The sequence below is a fragment of the Bacteroides sp. AF25-38AC genome (assembly GCF_003602995.1).
GTDB lineage: Bacteria > Bacteroidota > Bacteroidia > Bacteroidales > Bacteroidaceae > Bacteroides > Bacteroides uniformis.
The window spans coordinates 291,058-310,772 of sequence record NZ_QTMD01000001.1; the positions used below are offsets into that span (position 1 = coordinate 291,058).

Sequence of the window (19,715 nt, forward strand, 5' to 3'; positions counted from 1 at the left end):
CTTTTTAATACTTAAAATAGTTTATAATTAAGGTTTGTCCTTCATCGGCCATTCCACAATAAAGCGGCATCCTCCGCAATAGGTGTCATCCAGATAAATCCGGCCTCCCACCAACTCCATTATCTCATTGGCTATGGCAAGCCCCAATCCGGACCCTTTGGTAAACGTGTCCACTTTATAAAAACGTTCGAAAATACGGTCCGATTCGTCCGGCCTGATGCCTATACCGGTATCCTCTATCACGAAGCGCAATACATGTCGGGACTTATCTTCCTCGCAGGAAACGCGTATATGACCTTCTTCCGTAAACTTCACCGCATTATCCAACAAAGACACCAGCACCATTTTCAGCCATTGCCGGGCTGCATAAAAGGCCGCAATACCGGAAGCAGGCACATATTCCAGTTCAACTCCCGGCTTCAGTTCCGGGCGGAAGCCCTCAATACATTCCTTGCAACACGCATCCACTTCTATCTCCTCCCGCGGCATCTCCCACACTCGCGAATCCATATCCGCAATATTGAGTATGTTCTCCATCAGACTCAACAGATATGTATTGTTGCTCTCCACTTGTTCAACATACTCGCGCTTCTCCGCATCATCCAGTTTCTCTTGAGCCAGCAAGGTAGAAAAGCCGACGATGGAATTCAACGGAGTACGGATTTCATGGGTGATATGCTGTATAAAGGAACTTTTGACCTGGCTCATTTTTTCCACCGCCCTGCGTGCAGCTTCCAACTTGCGGTTCATGGAGAGGGTGCGGATATACAGATAAGTAATGAGCAGCAAAAGCAACAATACCAGTCCGCCAACGGTCAAGGCTATCATCAGTCGTTCCTCGTTCAATCTGGCACTCAGTTCCAGCTTCTCCATCTTCAACCGGTCCACTTCAAACTGTGCCGTATATTTGCTTAGCTTGTCATCCATTTCTGCCGTACGCACGGAGTCACTCACGGCGGCATATCTGGCATAACTGCGGCAAGCCGCACGATAATCGCCCAACTGTTCCTGCAGTTCTCCTTTCATATAATGGTTATAAGGATAGCAAAGCCCCAGTGAATGCTGATAATCCATGAGTGAATCCACGTAAGCAATGTTACCTTTCAAATCACCGAGGATACGGCAACACATTATCTTATAGCCAAACCATGCTTCGGGTGTCGAGCTCTCCGGATGTTGGCGGTAGAAGCGGTCGGTCTCCTCAATATAAGGCTCAGCAGCCTTTCTACCTTCATTGGCCAATAAGCCTATAACCCTGAATTCACAGAAACGCAAGTGCAGGGAAGGGTCTATGCTGACTTGTTTACGATTCAGTTTGTCCTCCAGTTGCGACAATTTACTCAGATACTCGCCGGCTTCCGCATACTCACTGCGTGAAAGATAAGTCTGGATAATATTAAGCAACACCACGTATGCGTCACGATAATAGCTGCCCTCCTCGAAAAGTTTCAGTGCATTGTTGTAATTCTCTATACACAGTTTTACGTTGTTTCCAAAGACCCGATGGTTATACCCGATGCACATTTCGCCACATGCCAATCCGTATTTGTCCCGGGCTTGCTCGGCATCCTGATGGAGTCTGACGGTTTCAGCCATCGCCTCCTCCTGCATACCTTTCTCCGTCATGCGCTGAATGTACTGCCGCCACGCCATATACCGGTCTCGTGTCCGTTGGTATTTCCGGCACCAGTCCATATATTCATAGGTTGCGGCTTTCAAGTGGTCAATGTCCCCCAACTGATAATAATGAGAAATCAAGTTGTTATGGGCATCACTAATCTGTACCGTATCGTTCAGTTCGCGGGCAAGTTTTATCCACCGGGCATTGATGGAAGGCAGTCGGTCTTGTCCCAACACTTTCTGCGCACTATCTGCCAGAGCTTTCATCTCTCCATAAGGGTCTTCGGCATGCAGGATTGAGGGGCATAAACCTAACACCAGCACAACAAGAAGCCATTTTATATTACGCTTTACCATGTTCGGACATTAAAAGGAGTCGGATGCGAATTTAGTGCTTTTATTTAATGTAAATTAGCAGTCATCCTAAAGTATAACAAATCTTAACCTTGCCTATCTGATACGATTTTTCCAGCAGGTTCGTTTTATTCTACCCCGGTTTGCATTATCTTTGCAAATCCTAAATCACATAAGTGACTTTTATATGGCAGAAAATACATCGATTATCATAAAGGGAGCCCGTGTCAATAACCTCAAGAACATTGACGTAGAGATTCCCCGTAACAAACTCGTAGTCATCACCGGACTGTCCGGTTCCGGAAAATCCTCACTTGCTTTCGATACATTATATGCCGAGGGGCAGCGCCGCTACGTGGAGAGCTTAAGCAGTTATGCCCGCCAGTTTCTGGGACGTATGAGCAAGCCCGAATGCGATTTCATCAAAGGGATTCCACCTGCCATTGCCATTGAGCAGAAAGTAAGCAGCCGTAACCCACGGTCCACCGTGGGTACCTCCACTGAAATATACGAATATCTGCGGTTGCTCTACGCACGTGTCGGAAAGACCTTCAGCCCGGTCAGCGGACAAGAAGTGAAGAAACACTCGGCAGAAGACATCGTGAAGTGCATGCCGGAATATCCGGAAGGAACCAGATATACCGTGCTCGCCCCGATATTGCTGCGCGAAGACCGCACCCTGCAACAACAACTGGAGATAGACATGAAGCAAGGTTTCACCCGTCTGGAAGTGAACGGTGAAATGATGCGCATCGACGAATACAAGCCGAAAGCCGGAGACACTGTTTTTCTGTTGATTGACCGTATGACAGCCTCTTCAGAAAAGGATTCCGTCAGCCGCCTCACCGACTCGGCCGAAACAGCCATGTACGAAGGAGACGGTGCCTGCCTGCTGCGTTTCTACCAGCCCGACGGGAGTACCTGCCTCTATCGTTTCAGCACCAAGTTCGAAGCAGACGGCATCACCTTCGAAGAACCGAACGACCAGATGTTCTCCTTCAACTCTCCCATCGGCGCATGCCCCGTATGCGAGGGATTCGGGAAAGTCATCGGCATTGACGAGCATCTCGTGATACCCGACCGCTCCTTGTCCGTCTATGACGGCGCTGTAGTATGCTGGCGGGGCGAAAAGATGGGTGAATGGAGGGATATGGTGATACACGGAGCCGAGAAAGCCGGCTTCCCCATCTTCACTCCCTATTATGAACTGACCGACGAGCAACGCCGGATGCTGTGGGAAGGGACACCCTACTTTGAAGGCATCAACGCCTTCTTCAAGATGGTGCAGGAAAACCAGTACAAGATACAATACCGTGTGATGCTGGCACGCTACCGCGGAAAGACGCTCTGTCCCAAATGCCACGGTACCCGCCTGAAACCTGAAGCAAACTACGTACGCGTGGGAGGACGCAACATCTCCGAACTGGTAGATTTGCCCATCACTGAGTTGAAGCTCTTCTTCGACAACCTGCAGCTGGACCCGCATGACGCCGACATAGCCCGCCGCATCCTGACAGAAATCAACAGCCGCATCCAGTTCCTATTGGATGTCGGTTTAGGATACCTCACGCTGAACCGCCTCAGCAACTCGCTCTCCGGCGGTGAAAGCCAGCGAATCAACCTGGCCACTTCACTGGGTAGCAGCCTGGTGGGCAGTCTGTATATTCTTGACGAACCGAGCATCGGCCTGCATAGCCGCGATACGGACAAACTGATACACGTGCTCCGCCAGCTGCAACAGTTGGGCAATACGGTAGTGGTAGTGGAACATGATGAAGAGATTATCCGCGCTGCCGACTATATCATCGACATCGGTCCCCGGGCAGGCCGCCTGGGAGGGGAGGTCGTCTACCAAGGAGATATGAAAGACCTTCAGAAAGACAGTGACAGCTATACCGTGCGTTATCTGCTGGGCGAAGAAACCATCCCCCTGCCGGAACACCGCCGCCCGTGGAACAACTACATAGAAATAAAAGGTGCCCGCGAAAACAACCTGAAGGGTGTAGAGGCACGGTTCCCGCTGAATGTAATGACCGTAGTCACCGGTGTCAGCGGTTCGGGCAAGAGTACGCTGGTACGCGACATCTTCTACCGCGCCTTGAAACGGGAGTTGGATGAATGCAACGAACGTCCGGGCGAGTTCACTTCCATTGGAGGAGACTTGCAGAACCTGCGCAATGTAGAGTTTGTTGACCAGAATCCTATCGGGAAGTCATCGAGAAGTAACCCCGTGACCTACATCAAGGCCTACGATGAAATCCGTAAACTATGGGCGGACCAACCGCTTGCCAAGCAGATGGGATACAGTGCCGGATACTTCAGCTTCAACAGCGAAGGCGGCCGTTGCGAGGAATGCAAGGGTGAAGGCACCATCACGGTGGAGATGCAATTCATGGCAGACCTTGTACTGGAATGCGAATCCTGCCACGGCAAACGCTTCAAGGCGGACACGCTGGAAGTGAAGTTCCACGACATGAATATCTACGACGTATTGGAGATGACCGTAAACCAAGCCATCGAATTCTTTACGCAACACGGACAGAAAAAGATTGTGAAGAAGCTGCAACCCTTGCAGGATGTAGGTTTGGGATATATCAAACTGGGGCAAGCCTCCTCCACCCTCTCCGGTGGAGAGAACCAGCGCGTGAAACTCGCCTTCTACCTCAGCCAGGAGAAAGCAGACCCGACCATGTTCATCTTCGATGAACCGACCACCGGACTACACTTCCATGACATCAAGAAACTGCTCGAAGCCTTCGACGCCCTGATACGCCGCGGGCACAGCATTGTCATCATCGAACATAATCTGGATGTGGTGAAGTGTGCGGACCATGTGATAGACCTGGGACCCGAAGGAGGGGACAAAGGAGGAAACATCGTAGCTACCGGTACACCGGAGGAAGTGGCGAAGTGTGCGGCAAGTTATACGGGACAATTCTTGCAAGAGAAATTATATCCCTCGCTTCCTTAAATAGAGCACAGAGACACGGAGACACAGAGATATTAAATTCAAGGAAAAAGAATAAAACTCTATGCCTCCGTGTCTTTGTGCTTAATCTTACCGGGTGCTACTACTCCAATTTAAAAGTAACCGGAAAAGTAAATTCCACCTTCACGGCTTTACCCTGCTGCATCCCCGGTTTCCATTGTGGCATCAATCCTACAATCCGTAATGCTTCCTCATCCAAGGCAGGATACCTGCTGCGCATAATAACGGGGTCCGTCACACGACCATTCTCGTCAATCACCACGCTGACAGCAACTCTTCCCTGAATGCCATTCTTACGGGCTTCTTCCGGATAACGGATATTCTTTTGAATAAAATCCATTAAGGCTTTCATACCTCCCGGAAACTCGGGCATCACTTCCACTACTTTATAGACCGGTTCCTCCATTGGCTCTTCCGTTATCAATTGTGGGCTTCCGCCCTTCCCTGCATCCGAAATATAAGGGGGAAGAGATGTCTTTTCCGCCGTTCTCCATTCTTCCTCATTGTCCGTCAATCTGAACTCAGTCATCATCAAGACAGGTTTCCTCCTGATGGTTATCTCATAAAAGTAACGGTAGCGTCCCGGCTTGTTGGGATGCACATCCGGATAAAGAGAGGCTTTCATAACCCTTTCCTCCCCATCCCGCAGCACATAGGCGATGTCCCAAAAGGCAGCGTTTATCGGCAATTCCCGCCAGGTACCTTTTTCGTCTTCGAACGTCAGGTAGTAATGCTCGCCGCAGGTCAAATCTCCGCCACTGTGATTGCTGAGGATGAATGTCGCATGAGGCGCTTTCGTTGAAAAGACTGGATATTCGGGACGGATATGGATGCCACGAATATGATTCCTGCCTACTCTCTCGTTGATGACGGGGACTTCTACACCATGAAAACAGAAAACGGGGGAGTCCATTATCTCCTCCCGGAACTCTTTCCGTTTTTCAGGAGTATTCACAATCAAATCTATATCTATGCAATGCATCCCCACCCCATATCCGGTCACATTCCTCCGGATGTGTGTGTAGGTTGTGTTTTCCAACCGCTTTCTCAGTTCGTCGTGAATGGCAAGCAATTGTTTTTGCAAGCAGTCACCGTCATCCACGAGCCCTATCTTGAGGCTATCGCTCACTGATTTTTCCTGCAACCGTCGGTCTAACCCTACCGTATCTACAGAATCTTCAGGCATTTCTACGCGTTCCGTCTTATTCATCTTGCAGGATGAAAGGCAACAAAGCAATAGGAGAAAACAAACTCTGTTCATAGCATTTTGTATTTCAAGTCCATAGCATCAAATATACTCATTTTCGCAATCATAATCAAAAATAGAACCCCTAATCTCATAAGACTATATTAGGAATACATGTAATAACGGTATGAGAATAGAAAAGATTACGGCTAAAAGACACTGCATCGCCACTGCAAAGTCACTGCATTCCTTTTGCAGTGCTGCTGCACGCCCATTGCAGTACGACTGCAACCGTATTGCAGAGCTACTGCAAGCCTCATGCAGTGACACTGCAAAAAGCGTGCAGAACTTTGCAGTAGGAAAGAACTGATAACTAAGATAATAGCGCCAATGAAAGAAGTATGCAGTACAATTGAAATGGAAACGAAATGGGCGTGACAGATAAGTGTAACGATTCTTATCTATCACGCCTATCTATCACGCGGTAAGGTATTTGTAATCAATAGAATATACCCCTCCGCGTGATAGCATGACAGATGTTTTGCAAAAACAAACTCTGTGGTAGTAGCAAAATGAGATTAGAAATAGAATCCGAAACCTACTTTCAGACCAAATTTAGAACGGTCGTCGTTAATGTTCCAATAAGCAGCAGGCTCAATGGTTACCGTACGCGTCAGGAAGAACGCATAACCGGCTTCCAGACCGAAAGAGAACTTGGTATCATCCAAATCGTGTCCCCAATCCCAACGGTCCACATTGACATCGGCACCCAGATACACGCCAATCTTGTCGAAATAATAACGTCCACCTACACCCAGCGTATAGACATCGAGGTCAGACCCTCCGGTATTCCAAGCAGCCCCGGCATGCACCAGCAAGGCGATGTTGTCGAGCAGGAAAGCACCTCCCTTGGCTTCAAGGCCAAAACTTGTCTTGTCGGTTCCCGTGTCATGAGAAAATTCCAAACCGGTGATGGACGGGTTCAAAATCCACTTACCTTTTTCAAACTGTGCCTGAGCTGCCACTGTGACAACAAGCAAGCAAACGAATAATGCCAGTTTTTTCATCTTGTTCTGTTTTTTGAGTAAATAATCAATGTTGTTTATTGTCTTCTTCGAATCGCTTGCGTTGCAGCGCCTCCTTCTTGCGAAGCACCAGCCACAGCACAAATACAATGAGGTACGAAGCAGCTACGGTGACATACTTCTCAGTATCGCTGATTTCCGTATTGCGGGGAAGGAAATAAGCGGCAGTAGCAGAAACGTAAATAAGCAGGGCCAACGTGAGCCCGGTAGATTTCTTGATTTTCTTCATTACCAAAGTTTTTTAGTCGTCTTAAAATACCAAATATTAAACCAAATAGCAGCCAGCACAACAGCTATCAAGGCTATGCCCAGCGCATAATTCGGACCGAGCCCGAAACCTTCGGGAGCAATGCAGATGTAAGTGGTACACACAGCCGTCATGAATAATGCCGGGAAATAGGTGACGTAATAATAACGTCCTTTCTTCTCGCGTACCAGATAGACCGTAATGGCCCACAACGTAAAGACGGACAGAGTCTGATTGGCCCAGGCAAAATAACGCCAAATCATATCAAATCCATCCTTGTCCCGCAGGCTGTAAAGCAACAAGCTAATGGCTACCAGGAACATCGGGATGCATATATATAAACGGCGACGCATGGATTTTTGTTCCATTCCCAAGAAATCCGCCACAATGAGGCGCGCTGAACGGAAAGCCGTGTCGCCACTGGTAATAGGCGCGGCAATAACACCCAGAATGGCCAATACGCCACCTACGGCACCCAGCCAGTCTTTTGTAATGGCGTCTACAATGATAGAGGCATTCGTCTCCCCCATCCCGTTCTCGTGGAAGAAATAAGTGGCGGCGGCAGCCCATATCAGGGCTACAATGCCTTCGGTTATCATTGCCCCATAGAAAACGGGGCGTCCGTGGCGCTCGCTTGTCATGCAACGTGCCATCAGCGGACTCTGCGTGGCATGGAAGCCACTGATGGCACCGCAGGCAATGCTGACGAACATGATGGGGAAGATGGGCAATGCAACCGCATCGGGATGCGTGTTCTGCAATCCGTCCCATATCTCCGGCAATGCAGGATGGTTGACGTAAAGCATTACCAGAATACCGACCGCCATGAACAGCAGGGCAACGGCGAACAGTGGGTATATCTTACCGATAATCTTATCTACCGGCAGCAAAGTGGCAAAGATATAATAAGCGAAAACAACAATAATCCAGAAGGTGGTATCCAAGCTGTCGGGGGTCAACTTGGCAAGCAGTCCGGCCGGCCCTGCCACAAAGACAGCTCCCACCAATATCATCAGGATGACGGTAAAGCCGCGCATCACCTGCTTGGTGGTCAGCCCCAGATAGCGTCCGATGATTTCCGGCAGGCTTTCCCCGTCATGCCGCAAGGAGAGCATACCGGCAAGATAGTCGTGCACTGCACCGGCAAAGATACTGCCAAGTACAATCCACAGATAGGATGCCGTACCGAACTTAGCTCCCATGATGGCACCGAAGATAGGTCCCAACCCGGCAATATTGAGAAACTGTATCATAAAGATTTTCCAAGTAGGCAGTGGAATGTAATCCACACCATCGGCTTTGGTAAGGGCGGGTGTTTTGCGGTCATCGGGACCAAAGACGCGTTCTATGAAGCGTCCGTAGATAAAATAGCCGGCTATCAACGCCAGCAGGCAAAGCGTAAATGTAATCATGGCGTGTTAATATCTTTAATGTATGCAAATGTAACAGTTTCCAAGTAAACAGCACAAAATAATCGGGTGTTTTGCTTATCTTCGCCGAGAAATATGACAGAAATAAAGAAGAAAAGAGAAAAATGAAACGAATTATTTCCATTTTACTATATATGGCCGTCTTGCTGCCACTGGCTGCGCAACCGCCCAAGCATGAAGTGCGTGCCGCCTGGATAACTGCCGTCTATGGCCTGGACTGGCCGCAGACACGCACCACTTCGCCCGAAGGCATCCGCAAGCAACAGGCCGAACTGATTGAAATATTGGACAGACTGAAAGCCGCCAATTTCAACACAGTACTGTTCCAGACCCGTACACGGGGAGATGTCCTCTACAAATCAGCCATCGAGCCCTACAACTCCATACTGACCGGAAAGGTGGGCGGCGACCCCGGCTACGATCCGCTGGCTTTTGCCATAGCCGAATGCCACAAGCGCGGTATGGAGTGCCATGCCTGGATGGTGACCATCCCTCTGGGCAACCGCAAGCATGTAGCCGCCCTCGGTAAAGAGTCCGTCACCAAAAAGAAACGCGCCATCTGCGTACCCTACAAACGCGAATACTTCCTGAATCCCGGACATCCGCAAACCAAAGAGTACCTGATGAGCCTTGTCCGCGAAGTGGTGGAACGCTACGATGTAGACGGGATACACTTCGACTACCTGCGCTATCCGGAAAACGCCCCCCGTTTTCCCGACAGCTACGACTACCGCAAATACAGCAAAGGACGCAGCCTTGCCCAATGGCGCAGAGACAACCTGACGGAAATAGTACGCTATATATATAAAGGTGTAAAAGCCATGAAACCCTGGGTAAAGGTCAGCACCTGCCCGGTAGGAAAATACAAAGACACTTCCCGCTACCCCTCCCGTGGCTGGAATGCCTTCCACACCGTCTATCAAGACGTGCAGGGTTGGCTGGGCGAGGGCATCCAGGACCAGATTTATCCGATGCTCTATTTCCGTGGCAATCATTTCTATCCCTTTGCCCTCGACTGGCAGGAACAAAGTAACGGACGCCAAATCATTCCCGGTCTGGGCATCTACTTCCTCGACCCCAGCGAAGGGAACTGGACGCTGGACGAGATTGAACGGCAGATGCACTTTATCCGCGCCCACGGTCTGGCGGGGGAGGCACACTACCGTGTGAAGTATCTGATGGACAATACGCAAGGGCTTTATGATGCGCTGGAAGAAGACTTCTATACCGCCCCGGCCCTGCAACCCGCCATGCCGTGGATAGACAATGCAGCTCCTACACCTCCCTCCGGACTCACGGTGGAAACACCGGAAAACGGCTATTGGAAACTAAGCTGGCAACCCGCCACGGACAATGACAAGCGGAATGCTCCGATGTATGTAATCTACGGTTCGGACACCTATCCCGTAGATACCTCCAATCCGGAGAATATCCTGGCACAACGAGTACAAGGCACGGAATATACCTATGCCCCCATCCGCCCGTGGACTGCCCGAAAATATTTTGCCGTGACAGCCATAGACCGTTGCGGAAACGAAAGCGAAGCTATTCAGCAGCAGTGACACAGACAAAAGCCCGGTAACGGCTCTTCGGAGTGACCGGTACCAGAGGCAGATAGCCGGAAACAACCCTGCCGTCCTTCACCACCAGCGGATAGCTTTGCACATCCTGCTCATGCCGCTCCATCAAAGCTTCATGGGTCGGAAAGCAATCAATGGAAAAACGTCCCTCCCCACCGGGGACAATGAAATGCTCACTAAGCACATGGGAAACGATTCCCATATTCATCCGTAGATTTATTTCGACATGGGGGTTGATGGCATACGGATGCCCTTCCTTCTGACGGCAGACCATCATGTCCACACCCAAGAAACCCATATAAGATGTAGCATAACTCGTTTCCAATGCTTTCTGCATCATATTGCGTATGCGTACAAATGCTTCAAAGGGTACATATTGCTGAATCCATTCCTCCACTTGCTCATCCGAAGTAAGGATATTACCACGATATGCCCCTTTGTCATCCGTAACAAAACGGGAATAGCCGACAAAAAGAAGCTTTCCCCGACCATCCGAATAAAATTCCATGGCAAAGTCTTCCACCTTATCAAATATAGGCTCCATCACAAAACCTCTATTTTCTTTCAGCGCCCTACTACACCAATCGGAAACATTTTTCGTAAAGCCATGACGGCACCAACACAATCCCTTTCCACTTCCCGACCAAAGTGATTTGAACACACATCCCTCCTTGTAACGATCAACAATATCCGGAGAGATATCCGTCATTCTACCATCAGCCTCCACCAAGCAACAACCGTCACCACAAGTATAATCTATTTTATTGAAATAGAAAAGTGCGCGAAAAGCCAAAGCGTTACTACGGGCAGCCTTCATACGATATTTATCCAAAGCATCCGGCGTAGGAAGATTTTTTTCCAGAACACCGCCTTTCAACATCCGTTTACGGATAGCGGGGTTCCATCCCCAAGGCATTACCCGCACATCAGCATAATCGGGTAGCTCCGGCTCTGTCACCAAATGCACATCCAGCCGGAACAACTGTTGCATCTGTTTCAGATAATCTGCATTATAGGCGGAAGAGGCCAGTACCCCACTACCCGGCTGGGCATACCAAATCGGCAACAAAGCCAAGTCTTCAGCCATACGGCGGATGGTAGCGGGCGCCATATAATTTTCTTCATTATTTCCCAATGCCATATCTGCATCAGGATTGAACACATAAAGTTTCATCTTTCAAATGTTAACCAATTACTCACGTTTTGTATGAGAGTGCAAAGTTATATAATATTTTGCCATCTCTACTTTGCAAATCTATAAAAAAGCCGTATATTTGTCGCCCGATAAACCGAATTTAAAGCATGGAAGCATTTTACCGTACACACGCTTATCTCGTAGAGCATACCAATGCCCCCGTACGCCGCGACCTAATGGACGAAATAGACTGGAATGACCGTCTTATCGGTATCAAAGGCACAAGAGGCGTAGGTAAGACTACTTTCTTGCTGCAATATGCCAAAGAGAAATTCGGCACAGACCGCTCCTGCCTCTTCATCAACATGAACAACTTCTACTTCTCCGGACATGGCATCGTGGAGTTCGCCGCCGAATTCCAGCGCCGCGGAGGAAAAGTGCTGTTGATAGACCAAGTATTCAAGTACCCGGAATGGAGCAAGGAACTGCGTATGTGCTACGACCGCTTCCCCAACCTGAAAATCGTGTTCACCGGCTCGTCCGTGATGCGTCTGAAAGAGGAGAATATGGAGTTGCGCGACATCGTGAAGAGCTACAACCTGCGCGGCTTCTCCTTCCGCGAATACCTGAACCTGCAGACGGGCATGAAGTTCCATGCCTATCCGTTGGAAGAAATCCTGAGCAACCACGAACAGATAGCCAAAGGCATCCTCTCCAAAGTACGTCCATTGGACTACATGCAGGACTATATGCACCACGGCTTCTACCCTTTCTTCCTCGAAAAGCGTAACTTCTCGGAGAATCTGCTCAAGACAATGAACATGATGGTGGAAGTAGACATCCTGCTCATCAAACAAATTGAGCTGAAATACCTTTCGAAGATAAAGAAATTACTATATTTGTTGGCCGTGGACGGGCCGAAAGCGCCGAATGTCAGCCAACTGGCAAACGACATACAGACCTCCCGCGCCACAGTAATGAATTACATCAAGTATCTGGCAGACGCACGACTCATCAATATGGTCTATCCGAAGGGAGAAGAATTCCCCAAGAAGCCGTCGAAGATAATGATGCACAATTCAAATCTGATGTATTCCATCTATCCCGTCAAGGTGGAAGAGCAAGACGTACTGGACACTTTCTTTGCCAACACAATGTGGAAGGACCACAAGGTGAACAAGGGCGACAAGAACATCTCGTTCATGGTAGATGAGGTGATGCCTTTCAAGATTTGTCCGGAAGGAACAAAGATAAAGAATAATCCGGGAGTTACTTATGTACTGCATAAGGCAGAAATAGGCCGAGGCAACCAAATACCTCTCTGGTTATTCGGTTTCTTGTATTAAGAGAGAGATTTTTTTACTTAAATAAATAATTCAATTTAGTTATGACTAAACAGAAGAAATTCATTACTTGTGATGGTAACCAGGCTGCTGCACATATCTCGTATATGTTCTCCGAAGTAGCTGCCATCTACCCCATCACCCCCTCTTCTACGATGGCTGAATACGTAGACGAATGGGCTGCCGCAGGTCGCAAGAACATCTTCGGCGAAACAGTATTGGTACAGGAAATGCAGTCAGAAGGTGGTGCTGCAGGTGCCGTCCACGGCTCTCTGCAAGCCGGTGCGCTGACTACTACTTACACAGCTTCACAAGGTCTGTTGCTGATGATCCCGAACATGTACAAGATTGCCGGTGAATTCCTGCCTTGTGTATTCCACGTATCAGCACGTACATTGGCAAGCCATGCACTGTGTATCTTCGGTGACCACCAGGACGTTATGTCTGCACGCCAGACTGGTTTTGCCATGTTGGCCGAAGGTTCTGTACAAGAAGTTATGGACTTGGCAGGTGTTGCCCACCTAGCCACCATCAAGGCCCGTGTTCCGTTTATGAACTTCTTCGACGGCTTCCGTACTTCTCACGAAATCCAGAAGATTGAAATGTTGGAGAACGAAGACCTCGCTCCGCTTATCGACCAGGAAGCTTTGGCTGAATTCCGCGCACGTGCATTGAACCCGATGAACCCGGTTGCCCGTGGTATGGCCGAAAACCCCGACCACTTCTTCCAACACCGTGAATCTTGCAACAACTACTATGAAGCAGTTCCGGCTATCGTTGAGGAATACATGAACGAGATTTCCAAAATCACAGGCCGCAAGTACGGTTTGTTCGATTACTACGGTGCAGAAGATGCAGAACGCGTTATCATCGCCATGGGTTCTGTAACGGAAGCTGCCCGCGAAGCTATCGACCACCTCGTTGCCAATGGCGAAAAGGTAGGTTTGGTTGCCGTTCACTTGTATCGTCCGTTCTCTGCCAAGCACTTCCTTGCCGCCGTTCCCAAGACTGCCAAGAAGATTGCCGTACTGGACCGTACGAAAGAACCGGGTGCTAACGGCGAACCGTTGTACCTCGACGTAAAAGACTGCTTCTACGGTGCAGAGAATGCTCCGGTTATCGTAGGCGGCCGTTACGGTTTGGGATCCAAGGACACTACTCCCGCGCAAATCCTCGCCGTTTACAAGAACCTGGCTATGCCGATGCCGAAGAACCACTTCACTATCGGTATCGTGGACGACGTTACCTTCACTTCTCTGCCCCAGGAAGAAGAAATCGCATTGGGCGGCGAAGGCATGTTCGAAGCCAAATTCTACGGTTTGGGCGCTGACGGTACAGTAGGTGCCAACAAGAACTCTGTGAAGATTATCGGTGACAATACCGACAAGCACTGCCAGGCTTATTTCTCTTACGACTCCAAGAAATCAGGCGGTTTCACCTGCTCGCACCTGCGTTTCGGTGATACTCCTATCCGCTCTACATACCTGGTAAACACGCCTAACTTCGTGGCTTGCCACGTTCAAGCTTACCTGCACATGTACGACGTAACCCGCGGCTTGCGTAAGAACGGCTCTTTCTTGCTGAACACCATCTGGGAAGGCGAAGAGCTTGCCAAGAACCTGCCCAACAAGGTGAAGAAGTACTTTGCACAGAACAATATCACTGTTTACTATATCAATGCAACCCAGATTGCACAGGAAATCGGTTTGGGCAACCGTACCAACACCATCCTGCAATCCGCATTCTTCCGTATCACCGGCGTTATTCCGGTTGACCTGGCTGTAGAACAGATGAAGAAATTCATCGTTAAGTCTTACGGCAAGAAGGGTGAAGACGTTGTCAACAAGAACTACGCAGCAGTTGACCGTGGCGGCGAATACAAGCAACTGACCGTTGACCCGGCTTGGGCCAATCTGGCAGACGACGCCAAGGCTGAAAACAACGATCCTGCATTCATCAACGAAGTGGTTCGTCCTATCAACGCACAAGACGGTGACTTATTGCCGGTATCCGCTTTCAAGGGTATTGAAGACGGTACTTGGGAACAAGGTACTGCCAAATATGAAAAACGTGGTGTAGCTGCATTCGTACCCGAGTGGAACGCTGAAAACTGTATCCAGTGTAACAAGTGTGCATACGTTTGTCCTCACGCTTCCATCCGTCCGTTCGTACTCGATGCTGAAGAGCAGAAGGGTGCCAACTTCACTCAACTGAAGGCTGTAGGTAAAGCATTCGACGGCATGACATTCCGTATTCAGGTAGACGTTCTCGACTGTCTGGGTTGCGGCAACTGTGCCGATGTTTGTCCGGGCAACCCGAAGAAGGGTGGCAAGGCTCTGACTATGAAACACCTCGAAAGCCAATTGCCGGAAGCTGCCAACTGGACCTACTGTGCTGAAAACGTGAAGAGCAAACAACATTTGGTTGACATCAAGGCCAACGTGAAGAACTCTCAGTTCGCCACTCCGTTGTTCGAGTTCTCAGGTGCTTGCTCCGGTTGTGGTGAAACTCCGTATGTGAAGTTGATTTCCCAGTTGTTCGGTGACCGCGAAATGGTAGCCAACGCAACAGGATGTTCTTCCATCTACTCCGGTTCAGTACCTTCTACTCCTTATACCAAGAACGAAAAGGGTCACGGTCCTGCTTGGGCTAACTCATTGTTCGAGGACTTCTGCGAATTCGGTCTGGGTATGGAGCTTGCCAACGAAAAGATGCGCGCACGTATCGTGAAGGCTATGGAAGATGCCATCGCAGCAGAAGGAACTCCGGCTGAATACAAAGAAGTATTCCAGGCTTGGATTGAAAACATGTACGATGCAGACAAGAGCAAGGAACTGGCTGAAAAGATTATTCCGATGGTAGAAGCTGCCAAAGACAAGTGCGACAGCTGCAAGACTATCGCCAGTCTGTCTCAATACCTGGTAAAACGCAGCCAGTGGATTATCGGTGGCGACGGTGCCTCTTACGACATCGGTTACGGTGGTCTCGACCATGTAATCGCAAGCGGTAAGGATGTCAACATCCTCGTACTGGATACTGAGGTTTACTCCAACACAGGCGGTCAGTCTTCCAAGGCTACCCCGGTAGGCGCTATCGCCAAGTTTGCCGCTGCCGGTAAGCGTGTACGCAAGAAAGACCTCGGTCTGATGGCTACTACTTACGGTTACGTATACGTTGCCCAAATCGCTATGGGTGCCGACCAGGCTCAGACTTTAAAGGCTATCCGTGAAGCAGAAGCATATCCCGGTCCGTCACTCATCATCGCTTACGCTCCGTGTATCAACCACGGTCTGAAGGCAGGTATGGGCAAGAGCCAGGCAGAGGAAGAAAAGGCCGTTAAGTGCGGTTACTGGCACTTGTGGCGTTACAACCCGGCTCTGGAGGCTGAAGGCAAGAATCCGTTCACGCTGGATAGCAAGGAACCGGATTGGAGCGGATTCCAAGACTTCCTGAAGGGTGAAGTTCGTTACGCATCCGTAATGAAGCAATATCCGCAGGAGGCCGACGAGCTGTTCAAGGCTGCTGAAGAAAACGCTAAATGGCGTTACAACAGCTACAAGCGTCTTTCCAAAGAAAATTGGGGCGCTGAAGTTACAGAGTAATTCCGATTACTAAATAAAGAATAGAGGCTGCTCCTGAATAAGGCGTAGTCTCTATTTGTTTTTAATTAACAATACTAAATATCACAGGTTATGATTGGATTTATCATTTGGATTATCGGTGTGGTTCTGTGTGTCAAAGCCGTACTTGAAATCATGAAGTGGCCGGTAGACGGCGTGAAGAAACTATTAGTTGCAATTATCATCCTGCTCACAAGCTGGATTGGAATCTGTGTTTACTACTTCTGGGGAAGGGAAAACCTGCCTCAAATACTGAAATAAGTTCCAGTATCATTTACAGAAGTAAACAGACGTGTATTAAGAACAAGGGGGATAGACAACAGCTATCCCCTTCTTTTCAGAAACTCGGTAGGACTCTCCCCAAACTGTTCCTTATAGCATTTCGTGAAATAGGAAGGTGACGAAAAGCCCACTTCATAGGCAATCTCCGCTACCGTCATGTCAGAGGAGGCAAGCAGTGAGGCAGCCTTTTTCAACCTCATCTGGCGCAGCAGCTCATTCGGCGAATAGTTGGTCAGCGATTTCAGCTTACGGTAAAGCTGCACACGGCTCATACCCATATTCCGTCCCAAATCCTCCACATTGAGTTCCGCATCTTTCATCCTCTCCTCGACAAGCGATTTGAAGCGGGAGACGAAACCCTTATCCAAATCACTGATGGCTTCCTTCTCGATAGTCTGGTTATCTCCGAAGAACTGCCTCAACTGACGGCGGTTTGCAATAAGATTGCGGACACGAGACAAGAGCAACTGCGAATTGAATGGTTTGGAAATATAAGAATCGGCACCGCCATCATAGCCCTGGATACGCTGTTCGTCCAGCGAGCAGGCCGTCAGCAGAATCACCGGGATATGGCATGTCTGCAACTCTCCCTTCAAGCGGCGGCAGCATTCCACACCATCCATACCGGGCATCATTACATCCGAGATAATCACATCCGGCACATACCTCATGGCCAGCCTGATACCCTCTGCCCCGTCCGCCGCATCCAATACACGAAATTCGTTCGATAACAGCGACTTCACATAGCTGCGGATATCCGCATTATCGTCAATTACCAGCACAGTAGGACAATCGGCCTCAACCACCTCTTCGCCTGCTTTCACTTCCGTATCTATCAAGGTGGACGACACGTCCTGCTCTTCGGCAGGCAACGTCACTATGGTGGGATGGTACTGCGAAACATCCTGCTGCGGGAAAGTAACGATGAAAGTAGTGCCTTTCTCGTCACTGCGTGCCGTAATGTTACCGCCATGCATCTCTACAAAGGCACGTACCAGCGCCAGTCCGATACCGGTACCGGCTTGATGCCCGTCCACTTGATAGAAGCGCTCGAAGATGGCTTCCACATCGGTCGAAGAAATGTAGCTGCCGGAATTGAAGACGGACAGACTGTAGTTCTGTTCCGACTTTAACAACCGTACGGTGATTTTCCCGTTCTCCGGCGTATACTTCACGGCATTGGAGAAGAGATTGAAGTAAATGCGCTCCATCTTCTCCGCATCCGCCATCATCCGGAAGTCCGTATCGGGAGATGCCTCAAAGCTGAAAGCAATATGTTTCTTCAGCAACGCCATGCGGAAAGAGTCGTTCCAGCCCCGGAAGCTGTCGAGCAAATCAAAAGGTTCGAGATGGAGCTCCATGCGCCCGTTCTCCACCTTCCGGAAATCAAGTATCTGGTTGACCAGGCGAAGCAGGATATGCACATTCTTTTTCATCAGCTCGAGGAGCTGGCGCGGCTGTCCGTCGAGGGTGCGGTTGGCAAGAAGCTGCTCTATGGGATCGGCTATCAGCGTCAGCGGAGTACGGAAATCGTGCGAAATATTCGTGAAGAACACCAGCTTGGCATGCGTAGCCTCCTCCAGTTCATGGGAAAGCTGTTCCAACTGCGACTTCTGCACTTCCAACAGTTCCTTCTGCTGTATCAACTGAGTTTTCTGTTCTTCCAGTTTCTTTTTCTGCATGGACAGCTCACGGTTCAACCGGTTCTTGGCACGCAAGGAGAGGTAGACAGCCACCAACAAACCGACCAGCAACAATAGGGCAGACAGACTGCCGTACAAGACAACCTGCTGCGTGGCATAACTGGCCAAATACTGGTTTATCTTTCCGTTCAGGGTTTCTATCTTTCCATCCAGGGTGCCGATGTGGGCGGTCTGCATCTTCATGATGAGAGCATTGTCGTGGTCGACGACGGAAGTGCCCAGGATAGTTTCACGGGGGAAATCACGCTTGTTCAGGATATCCATGGCAATCTGCATCACGCGGTCGCCACCGGTAGGATATATAAACGTGGCATCCAGTTCGCCGGCAAGCACTTTCTCCACTCCGTAGTCTTTGCCGGGCAGGGCGTCTATGCCGATAAACCGCATTTCCTTCTCCCGCCCCTTGCGGGCAGCGGCAGCATAGGCTCCGGCCGCCATACGGTCATTCTGCGCATACACCAGGTCGATATGCGGAAAGCGGCTCAGCAGGGTATCCATTTTCTCTCCGGCCTTGAGTTGCAACCAGGCACCGTCTTCAGCGGCCAGCAACCGGATACCAGGATAATCGGATATAGCCTTCACAAATCCTTGATGACGGTCTACGGCAGGTGTGGAACCCACCAAACCGGAGATTTCCACCACATCTCCCTGCCCATGCAGCACATTGGCCACATACTCTCCCACAGCTTTCCCTATCTCGTAGTTGTCTGCACCGACGTAGGCCGTGTATTTGTCCGAAAGGATTTTACGGTCCACTACAATCACCGGAATGCCCCGGTTGTATGCCTCCTCCACAACCGGAGTTATCGGAGTGGCTTCATTAGGGGCCACAATCAGCAGGTCCACCCCTTCGGCTATCAGTTCACGAATATCTTTTGCCTGACGGTCATTATCGTCGACGGCAGTACGGATGTCCACCTCCACATCCTCGTAGAAATGGGCTTCACGGAGTATCTCACTGTTCATCTGGCGCCGCCATTCATCCTCGCTACATTGGGAAACGCCGATACGGAAACGTGCCTCGCGCCGGGAGCAGGCAACCGCCACTCCCCAAAGCACGAGCAGAAAGAATAAAATCCGAAGGTTATGCTGTCTCATCTTCACTTTCCTCTGATTTAAGATTGCAGATGAGCAAAGATAA

Annotated in this window: 13 protein-coding genes; 6 read left to right on the plus strand and 7 right to left on the minus strand. The window is 49.7% G+C overall.

Annotated features, from left to right (window positions below; all coding sequences use genetic code 11):
- Positions 1–27: 27 nt before the first annotated feature.
- Positions 28–1,977, minus strand: a complete 1,950-nt coding sequence (locus tag DWY55_RS01405) for a sensor histidine kinase (protein WP_120177973.1) — start codon at positions 1,975–1,977, stop codon at positions 28–30.
- Between the two features lie 184 nt (positions 1,978–2,161).
- Between DWY55_RS01405 and uvrA the strand changes: the two genes are divergently transcribed.
- Positions 2,162–4,945 (plus strand): excinuclease ABC subunit UvrA, encoded by a 2,784-nt coding sequence (gene uvrA / locus DWY55_RS01410; protein WP_120177974.1) that lies wholly within the window; start codon positions 2,162–2,164, stop codon positions 4,943–4,945.
- A 100-nt stretch (positions 4,946–5,045) separates the two neighbouring features.
- Here uvrA and DWY55_RS01415 read toward each other — a convergent pair whose 3' ends face one another.
- On the minus strand, positions 5,046–6,224 hold the full coding sequence (locus tag DWY55_RS01415; RefSeq protein WP_120177975.1) for an energy transducer TonB: 1,179 nt from the start codon (positions 6,222–6,224) through the stop codon (positions 5,046–5,048).
- 112 nt (positions 6,225–6,336) lie between these two features.
- On the opposite strand from DWY55_RS01415, the gene DWY55_RS21925 reads away from it, so the two are divergent.
- Positions 6,337–6,519 (plus strand): hypothetical protein, encoded by a 183-nt coding sequence (locus DWY55_RS21925; RefSeq protein WP_044467943.1) that lies wholly within the window; start codon positions 6,337–6,339, stop codon positions 6,517–6,519.
- 208 nt (positions 6,520–6,727) lie between these two features.
- Here DWY55_RS21925 and DWY55_RS01420 read toward each other — a convergent pair whose 3' ends face one another.
- From DWY55_RS01420 to DWY55_RS01430, 3 genes are read right to left on the minus strand one after another with little or no spacing between them, the layout of a single operon-like run.
- Entirely contained in the window at positions 6,728–7,216 is a 489-nt protein-coding gene (locus tag DWY55_RS01420) for an outer membrane beta-barrel protein (RefSeq protein WP_044467944.1), read from the minus strand.
- A gap of 25 nt (positions 7,217–7,241) precedes the next feature.
- Positions 7,242–7,463, minus strand: a complete 222-nt coding sequence (locus DWY55_RS01425; protein ID WP_005826297.1) for a hypothetical protein — start codon at positions 7,461–7,463, stop codon at positions 7,242–7,244.
- Positions 7,463–8,893 (minus strand): carbon starvation protein A, encoded by a 1,431-nt coding sequence (locus tag DWY55_RS01430; RefSeq protein WP_008663941.1) that lies wholly within the window; start codon positions 8,891–8,893, stop codon positions 7,463–7,465. Before DWY55_RS01430 ends, DWY55_RS01425 begins: the two co-directional genes overlap by 1 nt.
- Before the next feature lie 122 nt (positions 8,894–9,015).
- Between DWY55_RS01430 and DWY55_RS01435 the strand changes: the two genes are divergently transcribed.
- The gene (locus DWY55_RS01435) at positions 9,016–10,473 is read left to right on the plus strand and encodes a glycoside hydrolase family 10 protein (RefSeq protein WP_227212859.1); all 1,458 of its coding nucleotides are present in this window, start codon (positions 9,016–9,018) and stop codon (positions 10,471–10,473) included.
- On the opposite strand, the gene DWY55_RS01440 is transcribed toward DWY55_RS01435, so the two are convergent.
- Positions 10,457–11,665, minus strand: coding sequence for a hypothetical protein (locus tag DWY55_RS01440; protein WP_118931046.1), 1,209 nt, complete (start codon positions 11,663–11,665; stop codon positions 10,457–10,459). The two genes, DWY55_RS01435 and DWY55_RS01440, sit on opposite strands and share 17 nt — an antisense overlap.
- 128 nt (positions 11,666–11,793) lie before the next feature.
- Here DWY55_RS01440 and DWY55_RS01445 point away from each other — a divergent pair, with 128 nt between their 5' ends.
- The 3 genes from DWY55_RS01445 (at position 11,794) to DWY55_RS01455 (ending at position 16,850) form a co-directional block, all read left to right on the plus strand.
- Positions 11,794–12,972 carry an ATP-binding protein gene (locus DWY55_RS01445; RefSeq protein WP_005826292.1) on the plus strand — a complete coding sequence of 393 codons (1,179 nt, stop codon included), beginning with the start codon at positions 11,794–11,796 and terminating at the stop codon, positions 12,970–12,972.
- A gap of 41 nt (positions 12,973–13,013) precedes the next feature.
- Entirely contained in the window at positions 13,014–16,571 is a 3,558-nt protein-coding gene (nifJ, locus tag DWY55_RS01450) for a pyruvate:ferredoxin (flavodoxin) oxidoreductase (RefSeq protein ID WP_005826291.1), read from the plus strand.
- Positions 16,572–16,661: 90 nt separating this feature from the next.
- Positions 16,662–16,850, plus strand: coding sequence for a hypothetical protein (locus tag DWY55_RS01455; protein WP_005826290.1), 189 nt, complete (start codon positions 16,662–16,664; stop codon positions 16,848–16,850).
- A 62-nt stretch (positions 16,851–16,912) separates the two neighbouring features.
- On the opposite strand, the gene DWY55_RS01460 is transcribed toward DWY55_RS01455, so the two are convergent.
- Complete coding sequence (locus DWY55_RS01460) at positions 16,913–19,672, minus strand: substrate-binding domain-containing protein (protein WP_120028790.1); 2,760 nt, start codon at positions 19,670–19,672, stop codon at positions 16,913–16,915.
- Between the last annotated feature and the right edge of the window lie 43 nt (positions 19,673–19,715).